The 10583-nt window shown below is 66.6% G+C and carries 8 protein-coding genes; 2 read left to right on the top strand and 6 right to left on the bottom strand.

Going from position 1 to position 10583, the window contains the following annotated elements:
* Positions 1-43: 43 nt before the first annotated feature.
* Both P3T39_RS31605 and P3T39_RS31610 read left to right on the top strand, forming a co-directional pair.
* A complete protein-coding gene (locus P3T39_RS31605) occupies positions 44-1171 on the top strand; it encodes a selina-4(15),7(11)-diene synthase (RefSeq protein ID WP_280702674.1) in 1128 nt (375 codons plus the stop codon).
* Between the two features lie 55 nt (positions 1172-1226).
* Positions 1227-2582, top strand: coding sequence for a cytochrome P450 (locus tag P3T39_RS31610; protein ID WP_280702662.1), 1356 nt, complete (start codon positions 1227-1229; stop codon positions 2580-2582).
* A gap of 58 nt (positions 2583-2640) precedes the next feature.
* Here the strand turns inward: P3T39_RS31610 and P3T39_RS31615 are convergent, their stop codons facing one another.
* The 6 genes from P3T39_RS31615 to P3T39_RS31640 all read right to left on the bottom strand — a co-directional run bounded on the left by P3T39_RS31615 (position 2641) and on the right by P3T39_RS31640 (position 10064).
* Positions 2641-3837 (bottom strand): epoxide hydrolase, encoded by a 1197-nt coding sequence (locus P3T39_RS31615; protein ID WP_280702664.1) that lies wholly within the window; start codon positions 3835-3837, stop codon positions 2641-2643.
* 287 nt (positions 3838-4124) lie between these two features.
* Complete coding sequence (locus tag P3T39_RS31620) at positions 4125-5003, bottom strand: XRE family transcriptional regulator (RefSeq protein WP_280702665.1); 879 nt, start codon at positions 5001-5003, stop codon at positions 4125-4127.
* Positions 5004-5160: 157 nt separating this feature from the next.
* Positions 5161-5937, bottom strand: coding sequence for a cytochrome P450 (locus P3T39_RS31625; RefSeq protein WP_280702667.1), 777 nt, complete (start codon positions 5935-5937; stop codon positions 5161-5163).
* Positions 5938-6878: 941 nt separating this feature from the next.
* Positions 6879-8132: a hypothetical protein gene (locus P3T39_RS31630; protein ID WP_280702668.1), complete on the bottom strand. Its 1254-nt coding sequence runs from the start codon at positions 8130-8132 to the stop codon at positions 6879-6881.
* Positions 8133-8847: 715 nt separating this feature from the next.
* The gene (locus P3T39_RS31635; RefSeq protein WP_280702669.1) at positions 8848-9207 is read right to left on the bottom strand and encodes an SDR family oxidoreductase; all 360 of its coding nucleotides are present in this window, start codon (positions 9205-9207) and stop codon (positions 8848-8850) included.
* A 32-nt stretch (positions 9208-9239) separates the two neighbouring features.
* Complete coding sequence (locus tag P3T39_RS31640) at positions 9240-10064, bottom strand: helix-turn-helix domain-containing protein (RefSeq protein ID WP_280702671.1); 825 nt, start codon at positions 10062-10064, stop codon at positions 9240-9242.
* Positions 10065-10583 lie beyond the last annotated feature (519 nt).

Below are 10583 nucleotides of genomic sequence, written 5' to 3' on the forward strand. Positions count from 1 at the left end.
CGCCAAGGGCGCCAGTGGGAGCTCCGATGCGACCGAGGTGACGATGAATCAGCTGTGTGCGGTTCCGCCGCTCTTCTCCCCCTTCCGCCCTGCCATCCACCCACGACACGAGGCCCTCGACCGGCGCACGGCCGCTTGGGCCGCCGAGTTCGAGATCGGTTCCGCCGAGCTGCGCAGCCGACTCGTTACCCACAAGATCGGCACCTTTGCCGCACGAATACTACCCACGGGCGACGAGGAAGTAGTCGCGATACTCGCTGACTTCGTCCTCTGGCTCTTCGGCGTCGACGACGGCTACTGCGAAGAGGGCGAGCTGGGCAGACGCCCGGGAGAGCTCCTCGGCGTGCTCTCCCGACTGCTGCGAGTCGCTCAGAATCCCGACGCCCCGATGCTGTTGGGCGATCCGCTGGCACAGGGCGTCCGTGATCTGCAGCGACGGATGTCTCGGTACGGGACGGACGGACAGATCCGGCGGTGGGTGGACGCCCTGCGCGAGTACTTCCTCGCGGTGACCTGGGAAGCAGAGCATCGCAGTCGGGAGGCGGTGCCCGACCTGAACGACTACGCGCTCATGCGCCTCTACAACGGCGCGACGTCGGTCGTCCTGCCGCTTCTGGAGATGGGCCATGCGTACGAGCTCCCGCCGCACGAACGGGACCGGCCAGCCGTGCGCGCTGTGGAAGAGATGGCGCACTTCGTCATCGGCTGGGACAACGACCTGCTCTCCCACCACAAGGAGAGCAGGAAGGGCGGCTACTACCTGAACGTGATCCGGGTGCTTGAACACACCTACCGCATCACCTCCGACCAAGCCATCTCCATGGCTATCGCCCAACGTGACCGCGTGGTGTGCCATTTCGTCCGCCACTGCGACTACATGCGCACGGATGGCAGCCCGGAGCTGCGGAAGTACCTCGACAGCCTGGCGGCGTTCATCCGCGCCGCCCAGGACTGGGAGCTCGACTCTCCGCGTTACACCACGCCCAATGACCCCGCAGACCTCCCCACGACCTTCGGTGACTCACCTACGGACGACAGCCAGGAGCCCCTGCCCATTCCGGCGATCTCCTGGTGGTGGGACCTCCTTCCCCGGAACTCTGCCATCGCGGGCGCGCACGAGCAGTCGAGGGTGTATGCACTCCGGGGCTCCGCGCTCCTTCGATCGGCGTAGCAGAAGACCGCAGAGCAACGCGGAGGTTCTGCGGTGAATAGAGAGGAGTGGCGGGATGTCAGCCGCACTGGAGTCAATCCCACGAGCGCCCGGAGGGTTCCCGTTTCTCGGCCATGTCTGGTCGTTGTGGCGTGATCCGCTGGGCTTGCTAAAGTCCCTCAGCGCGACGGGCGATCTGGTCCGTCTCGACCTGGGCACCCTGCCTGTGGTCGTCGTGACCAGTCCTCAACTCGCCCACGATGTGATGGTCGTGCACGGGCGCAGCTTCGAGAAGGGCCGGCTCTTCGACCGTGTACGCCCCTTGGTGGGCGACGGCTTGGCTACGGCCACCAGGCAGGTCCACCGTCGGCACCGCACGCTGATGCAGCCGAGTTTCCATCGGGAGCGGGTCGCCAGCTACTGCCGCATCATGAGCACGCGGGCTTGGGAGTTGGCGCAGAGCTGGCGCCCGGACCAGCGCATCGACGTGAACCAGGTGATGGGAGAGCTTTCGATCGGGATGCTGGCGGAGACGATGTTCTCGGCCGAGTTTGGCCGGCCGGCTGTGGAGGCGGTCCGGCGGGATGTGCCGATCATCATGAAGACTCTGCTGCTGCGCGCCGTCTCTCCCAAGGTCTTGGACCGGCTGCCGCTCGGTCCTAACCGCCGATTCGATGAGGCAGCAGCGCGATTGCGTCGGGTCATCGACGACGTGGTCGCCGCAACCCGCAGCTCGGGTGACGCCGAGCAGGCCGACTTGTTGTCGACGCTGTTGGCAGCCCGTGATGCGGACAGCGGTGAGGGGCTGAGCGACACCGAAGTTCGGGACGAATTGGTCACAATTCTGTTTGCCGGCACGGAGACCGCAGCTTCCACCCTGAGTTGGGCCTTCTACGAGGTCGCGCGGCATCCCGAGGTAGAGGAGCGTCTGCTCGCTGAGATCGACGCGGTGGTGGGGGAGCGGCCCGTTGACTTCGAAGACGTGGCCAAGCTGACCTACACGCGCCAGGTACTGGACGAAACGATCCGGCTGCACGGGGTCACACTCCTGATGCGCCGGGCCATCGCGCCGGTAAACCTCGGTGGCGTCACTATCCCCACGGGTACCGAGGTCGCATTCAGCCTCTACGCCCTGCACCAAGACGCGCGCGTCTACGAGGAGCCCGCCCACTTCGACCCCGACCGCTGGCTACCGGACCGGCGCGTCGGTCTGCCCCGCGAAGGCTTCCTCCCCTTCGGCGCTGGTGCCCGCAAATGCATCGGCGACGCCTTTGCCACCGCGGAGATGACCATCACGCTGGCCACGATTCTGGCCCGCTGGCGACTGCGACCCGTTCCTGGTCGTGCCCCCCGGGAGGCAGTCGCCGCGATGCCCCACCCCGACCGCGTTCCCATGACAGTAGTTCCGCGAAAAGCGCCGGTGGTGGCCTGAACGCCCGCTGCCCGGGCCAACTGGTCGATTGGCCCGGGCAGCTGAACGGCGCTTCTAGCTAGCGCACAAGCCGGAAGAACTTGCGCACTCCGTCGACAAACAAATCCGGTACCTCGAAGGCGGCGTAGTGTCCTCCACGCTCAACCTCCTCGAACAGCCGGACGTCCTTGAACCGGTTCTCCACCCACGACTGGGGGAACTGAATGACCCCGTAGGGAAACATGGAGAAGCCGGCTGGCACGTGAACTGGGTCCATGTTCGGTACCGGGCTCTCGTGGTACAGCCGTCCTGACGAGGCGCCGGTGTTGGTGAGCCACGTAAGTGTGATGATCCCCAGAAGGTCGTCGGCCTCGATCCTGCTGCGGGGGTCCACCCACTCGTGCAGCTTCTCGACGATCCAGGCGGCCTGCGCGACCGGCGAGTCCGCGAGCAGTAGGCCAGCGGTCCGCGGTCGCGTGTTGTGCAACGCCACGTATGCGGACCCGGTGGCGATGTAATCGGTGAAACGGTTCACGCCGAACTGCTCGCGCGCGCTCAGGTCGGCCGTGTAGCTGAGGTCGCCCGGCGCCCACGGCATGTTGGTGTGAAAGCCGATGATCCGCTCCGGCACCTGCTGGACCAGGCTGGTGGAGATGATCGACCCCCAGTCCCCGCCCTGAGCACCGAACTTCGGGTAGCCCAGGCGAGTCATCAGCTCCGCCCACGCGGAAGCGATGCGTTCCACCGTCCAGCCCGGATCCGTGGGACGTTCGCTGAACCCGAATCCAGGGATCGAGGGAATGACGAGGTGGAAGGCGTCTTCGGCGCGGCCCCCGTAGGTGGTCGGATCGGTAAGCGGTCCGATCACGTTCAGGAACTCCAGGACGTTACCGGGCCACCCGTGCGTCAAGATGAGCGGGATCGCGTTGGCGTGGCGCGATCGGACGTGGAAGGCGTGGATCATCAGGCCGTCTATGCGTGTCTGCACCTGGGCGATCGAGTTGAACTTGGACTGTGTGATCTCCCAGTCGTACTCGGTCGTCCAGTACTGGACCAGCGTGCGCATGTAGCTGAGGGGAACCCCCTGACTCCAGTTGTCGTCGCCGACGTTGACCTCATGCGGCCAGCGCACTCGCTTCAGACGCTGCTTCAGGTCCGTGATCTGTGACTGAGGGAAGCTCTTGCGGAAGGGCTGGACACTCCTGTCCGCGTCGGGTTTGCCAGGTTCGTCGGCACCGGCCCCCAGCAGGGATTGTCCTGGGTAGCGCGATTCCATGGGCTTCTCCTCAGTATCGGTCTGATCGCAGACTGTGCACGGCGCGTCCCCTTCACGGTATGGACAGACCCGAAGGCTCAGTAATCGAACAGTCTTTGGATGTCCGATTTTCCGGCCCCTCGAACACCGGCGGAAGGGTTTTGAAGGGGCATCTATTTACAGGCAAACGCTTGCGGTTTAATCGCTCGTGATGGTGTAGCGCCTGGCTGACTAGCCACGATTCTGATGGGCACCGTCCGGCTGCCGCGGGCAAGGCGAGGCTGGGGCTGGGGGTGGGGGTGGAGGATCTACCAGCCGGTCGGCGACCACCCCGCATACAGATCGTTGTCGGCGCCAGACCCGCTGCCGGTCCAGGAGTTCTCAGGCACGTGCATGGGACCGGGCTGGAACGGAAGATTCACCAGGATGAGGTGATCGTCCGGCAGATTGGAGGAACATACCGTGACCATGCCCTCGCCGAGCTGGGCGTGACGCAGCGGGCGGCAGTCGTCACCTTCAGGCTCCACGAGATCGAGTGCCGGGTCGGTGTAGATGGCCCGGGTGAACGGATCGGCCTTCACCCGGGCCGCGAGGTCTAGCAGGTGGGTGGAAGTGGGATATTGACGCAGCCGGGCGCGCAGCTGGGCCAGTTCCAAGGGACCCCAGCACTCCTTCCAGTGCGGAAGCCAGTCCCTGCGTACGACATCTGTCAGGACTGCCCACTCGAGGATGTTGGTAGGGGCCTGACCGGGGAACATCCTCGGGAACGCCTCGTTGTGCGCGAGCACGTTCCCAGCCAGATCCGTGATGCACGCCATGTGGGAGAAGCCGTCGAGGACCCGCTGCCAACCCAGGCTGACGTCGGGAGCTGCGTCTGGGTCCAGAGGGTGTGGTGGTACCGCGCCGTCAAGGGCGAGCTGCCACACCTTCTTCCGTTTCTGCTCGGATAGCCTCAAAATCCGTGCGACGTCATCAAGGAATTCGGTAGGTGGGCAGGCGATCTTGCCGCGTTCGAGGCGTCCGTACATTCCGGCCGGCCAGCGCACTAGCAACTGGTCCATCTGCCCCTGGCGCAGACCCTCTACCGGACGACCGCGCCCCCCGCTCTTCGCCTCGAATCCGTACTCGGTCGGATCGATCAGCGACCGGTGGTAGGCCAGTAGCTCCTGCAGTCCACTTGTCGTCATGTCGACCCCCTCATGATGGGCGCTCGGCCCATGCTTTCGTTGACACGCTATCTGGGTGTCCCGCCCGCCTCGGTGGCAGCCCTGGGCCTCGTCGACGGCATCCGCCACCCGATGGCGCCCCTTTCGATGAACGGCCCGGCGAGGCTGCCGCCGGTGGCTACACGTCACGCAGAAGCCGTTCGATCTCCTCGTCGAGCGAGTCACGCAGGTGCGCGTTCACAACCACGAGGCAAGGCTGCGGGGTGTCGACGGTCATGGAGGGCAGGCCTTGGGCGCGGGGCGCGCGAGCGAGGCGGGGAAACCGGGTGAAGAGGGCAGGTAAGACAACCGTGGCTATGAGCAGTGCAATAGGCGCCCCGGGACAGCCGTGGGTTCCGTGGCCGAAGCCGAGGTTGGGGTTGGGGCTGCGGGTGATTTCGAAGCGCTCGGCGTCGAAGTGGGCCTCGTCACGGCCTATGGCGGCCAGGCAGATCAGTACGGGGTCGCCCTTGCGGATGAGCGCGCCTTCAAGTTCGAGGTGTTCGGTGGCGTAGCGGAGCACGTGGGCGACGGGTGGATCCCACCGCAGCGTTTCCTTTACGGCGCTTGCCCAGGAGTACCGGCCGGTGGTGAGCAGCTCAAGCTGGTAGGGAAATCTCAGCAGGCCCCGAACGGCGTTCACGATGAGCCGCGATGTGGCATCGGCGTCGGCAGCAGTGGCAGCCTCGGGCTGACCATCGGTGCTGGACACGGGTACGAGCGGACTGACCGCGGTCAGGTTGGGGAGGCTGGGGCGCTCTGCGAGGATCCGCAGACACAGCGGGTAGGCGAAGAACTCCTTCAGGTCCACCAGGCCGGAAGGCTGGGCAGCCAGGCCATCAAGAGCCTGCTCGACGTGTGCCTCTATGCGAGGGCGCAGGTCCTCGACCTGCTTGGCTGTGAGTGGCCGGCCCATCAGTTCGTAGTCGCCACCGTGAGGGTGGAGCGCCCCCGCGTTCCCAGGCCGGGCTATCAGATCTCGGTCGGAGAGAGTCCCGGTGCCCTGGCTGCCACCCCGGCACCGGATGTCGGAGGTCAGGCGCGAGTCGGTCATGGCCGCGCGTGCTGTGGCATCGGTGGTGACCGCCCACACCGCGCCCAGGCCAGGAAGCTCAACGGGTACCACCGGCCCAGCCTGTCTCAGCCGCCGGCCCTCGCAGTGAGGATCACTGGCCCCAAGGCTGATGGAGAAGAGTGGGCGGGTAAGGTCCATGGCGCCTTCCGTGAGCAGCGAGTATCGACGGTCTACGATTCGCCAGCTCGCCGTTCTTGGCACGGCAACCTACTGGCTCCAGCCGATCTTGCCAAGTCCGACCTAGCAGTGCGACGACATTTACCTCACGCCCGGGCCCGCCCGCTCTCCCTCCTGGACCACAGTCAGTCACGATCCCTGTCCGGCCGGGGGAGAAATCTCCGCGACCAGGGACAACGGGCAACGACCCAGCCGAGCCAACGTGCCGACGCGCCTGGCCCGATGTGGTCGGACGTCCACTGGACCCAGAAGCGGTCCACAGTCTCCTGGGCGGGGGATCGGGACGGTCGAGCGGTGGTCCTCCCGGCCGTGTCACCGCATGGCAGATAGCGGCCGAAGACGGGAACGACCAGCACACCCGCCGCGCGCAGCGCGCACAGCCGGTTCTGACCATCCGCCAGCGAGGAATCGCCCTCGTCCCAGAGGATGCCCGCACCGGCCGCGAAGGATCGGGCCCACTCCTGGTCGCGGGGGCTGAGATACTCCATCGCGTAACCCGCTTGCACTCCCCCGAGTACCGCTTGCCCTGCTTGTTGCTCACCTGGCTCCACTTCCTCTGAAACCTGACGTCCCAGTCTCCAGGTGCCCAGGTCTACGGGGAAGCTTCACCCGACAGCCCACCACCCTGCGGTGATGTGGGCGCGGGCGTACTGGTCGAGTTCCTCCCGCAGTACCCGAAAGGCGATGCTCGCCGCCGCATGGTCCGCCGCCCGTGCCGCTTCCAAGGTGGCGGCTGCCGCTTCCTCGGACGTTGGACAACCGGGAACGACGGCGTGGCCCGCCGCCCGGGCCCGGTAGACGGCCAGTGGATCCGCGACCTCCTGGTGCTGCAAACGCTGAAGGTAGGTGGCGAAGTCGTGCTCGGACTCCCGCAACCACGGCACTTGCGGATGCGAGACCGAACACGAGCTGTGGTGCAGGGACGAAGTCCTGATCTGGCGTCCCATCACCGAGACGAGCTCCCGGACCCGCCACTGGTGCAAGTCTTCCTCAACGGAGCTGAGGCCAAGGTCGCTGCGTCCGCCCTCCAACCATGGCGTGGGCACGGGCAATCGGCGGGGCGGGAGCTCGTCCGCATCGGAGACGACCCGGGGAGCAGTGGGATTCGTAGCCTTCAGGCGGCCGATGATGTAGGCCGCGGGATCCGCTGGCGGCAAGTGGGACAGGTGCCATGACCAGAGCTCGGTGACGATCTCGTCAGGGCCCCAACCTGCCTGCAGCCATGGACGTATGGCGAACGCGATCCTGCGCACGTCGCTGAAGCGGGTCCACCGCACCGTGGCCTGGACCTGTTGGGCGACGGTCATGCCGAACCGGGCCTGGGCAGGCGTCACCGAACTCGAACGACGCTGCCCGGACGACCGGTTGGCGGGACGGGTGTCCCTCGGACGGGAAGTACCTCGGCCAGCCCGCGCTCGCGCAGGTGTAGTTAAACCACCATCGTCATCAGCTGTAGTGAGTTTCTTAACCACCCGAAAGGAAGGGGTGACACGACGTCGACCACGAGCCTTCCGCCTGGCCTCCTTGACGGCCAGCTGACGGCCGGCTTCGTCAACCCCGACGAAGCGGGCCTCGTAACCCTCGCCGTCGATACGCCTCCCCATCGCCTCGTCCCAGCAACGCGGCGCAGCGGCTGCGTAGATGGTGGCGGTGCCGGCGTACCCGCCCTCATCGGGTGTCCGGGTGTTCCTCTTTGATCCGCGTTCGATCCAGACCAGGACCCCGAGTTCGCGCAGGTAGCGGACGTGGCGGGCGAGGGTGCGCTCGGAGATGCCCAGCAGGGAAGCCCGGGCCACCTTGCAGTAGGCCACGTGGCCTCGGCGGCCCATGCCGCCCGCGAGCGAGTCGGCGACACGCATCGTCGTGCCGTTCGCACGGGGGTGCATTCGTCGCTCGACGAGCCAGCGGACGCAGGAGCGGAACTCGGCTGGTGCCAGGCGTCGCGATGCCGTTGTACTAACCTGCTGCAGCTCTTCGTCCCACACCAGGAAGTCACAGGTGCCTCGAAGCGGCGCGGCCTGGACAGGCCGAGGTCCCGCCCGGCGGCGCCGTGGTCGGGGGACAGGGGCGCGCGAGGGCGTCACATGGCTCTGGGCACAGTCGAAGTCCGGCCCTCGGTCGTAGGTGAACACGCCGTTCGAGGGCACAACGGAATCGACCGACGGCGCTGTTGTTATGATCTGCTCCGAGGTCTGGGATGCGGTCCCAGGCATGAGAAAGGCCCGCGTGGCGGGTAGGCATCTGGGATCAAGAGCGAGCCTCGTTCAGTACGACTGGTTTGGTCGCCGTGGGGTGCTGGCGCTGAAGCCTCGCGTTCTGCAGTTGTCAGGCAGGCCCCCGGTAGCGCACCGGGGGCCGATGATCAGGCGCTCTCCCTAACTCCCACCGTTTGGCGGTTCGCGGCGCGACTCGTCTCTCCAACTGAGTCCGCGAAGACCGCGCGAGTACGGCGTCGCAGCCCTCCCGCGCCCAGCGGCTCGCCATCGGAGCTCAGCGGAAGAGCAGACGTCACAACGGCTGGCGGCATGGCTGCGCCTGGCCGTGTCCGGCTGACAGGAGCTGAGCTGCCACGGGTCAGTGCCCCATGCCTGCGCCGCCGTTGACGGGAATCACGGCGCCGGTGATGTAGGACGCTTCGTCGGAGGCGAGGAAGGCGATCGGGGCCGCTACCTCCTCTGGGGTGCCGGTGCGGCCGAGTGGTGACTGGCCGAGAACGTGGGCGCGGGCGTCCGCGGTCGTTCCGGCGGACATGTCGATGCCGACGAGGCCAGGGATGACGATGTCGCCTACGCCGCACTTGACGCCGAGAAGGCCGGCGGGGGCGTCTCCATTTCGCGAGATGACGGCCACTCTGTGGCCGTCGAGGGCGAATGCTTCGGCCGTGGCCAGGCCGATGCCGCGGCTTCCGCCGGTAACGAGGACGGTTCGCTGCATGACGGGGTGCTCCTCTGCGGGGTCGTACGGGCTCAACTGGCGTGGCTGGTCGGTGCGCCTGCGCCGATGGACTGAAGGCTGAGGATGTGTGCCGCCTGCATGACTGCCGTCGCCACGCGGTTGCGTCGCACGGTCGATGCCAGACGGTAGGAGGGGACGAGCACCGCGACCGAGCCCGCGCAGGCGGGGCCGCACCAGATGGGCGCGGCGACCAGCTCGAAGCTGTCAATCGGTGCGGGCCCACGGGCGTATCCGCGGTCCCGGATCTCGGCGTGTTCCTCGCGGATGCGTGCCATCCCCGCCGGCGGAGTGCCGGGTGGGAGGCCGACCGAGCGGCCGGACGGGTCGAGGTGAGCGAGGATCACTTTTCCTGCGGCGTCGGCGCCCAGCGGGGCGCGCCACAGGGCGCCTTTGGCCTTGGGCGTGGCTGCGGCGAGTTCGCGCTCGCGCTCGTGGTCGCCCATCGTCCGGTCGATGCAGACCCGGACGGGCTCGCCGACCAGAAAGGGCATGCTGAGCAGGGCAATCCCGGAGGACTCGGACTGGAGTGTGACGAGCGCGTCGCGTGTTGCCTGTGAGGCAGACGCGGGAACGTTCAGGGGGGCGCCCACCGCCCGGGGGGCCGATGGCGAGACGAGGACGAGTCTTGACGAATATTGGCCCCGGCCGACCTGCTCAACCATCTCGAAGTCGGCCGCGTCCCGCAGGATGTGATGAGCGGTCGATGATGGCATGCGGGACTGGCTTGCGATCTCGCGGAGCGAGTGAGCTCCCTCGCCGAGGTCGCCGAGAGTGCGCAGCAGGGTGAGCGTGAGCCGACGGTTGGTCGTGGTCGGTTTTTGTGCAGGCTGCAGCATGGCGCAATCCCCCTTGCGGCACGGACATGACACGGCGGCTAGTGATCCACTTGCCTCCGGAGGTCCGATTCTGGCCACCGGAGCGGACCGAACGGAAGGTTTCTTAGAGGACATGTTTTTGTAGTCAATTCGCGTACACCTAAATCAGAGTGAGGAGTGAACGGCGCCCGTCAGCTGACAGTGAGGGCGTGGGGTGGGGACATGAGCGGACAAGATGTTATCAACCAGACAAATACGACAAAGCTGAGTAACTCCTGATCAGGCAGCGCGCCAGGTTGAACCCTGAAGACGTGGGCCTGCCGCCCAGGAAGCAGGGGCGTGGCCGACAGGCTGACGGCCTGAGCCAGGCCGACGTCGCCGCGCTGATGAACCCGGCTCCCCGCCAGTACCCACGCCTGGAGCGCTCAGACCGCGTTTGAGATCAGCCGTGTCCCGCTGCTGAGGCCTTCGTTGAGCTCACCGTGAGCGGTGCTGGGGGCGGGTATCCATCTGATCTGTCGGATGAGCAGTGGGCGCTGG

Origin of the sequence: Kitasatospora sp. GP82 (assembly GCF_029892105.1) — a bacterium.
GTDB lineage: Bacteria > Actinomycetota > Actinomycetes > Streptomycetales > Streptomycetaceae > Kitasatospora.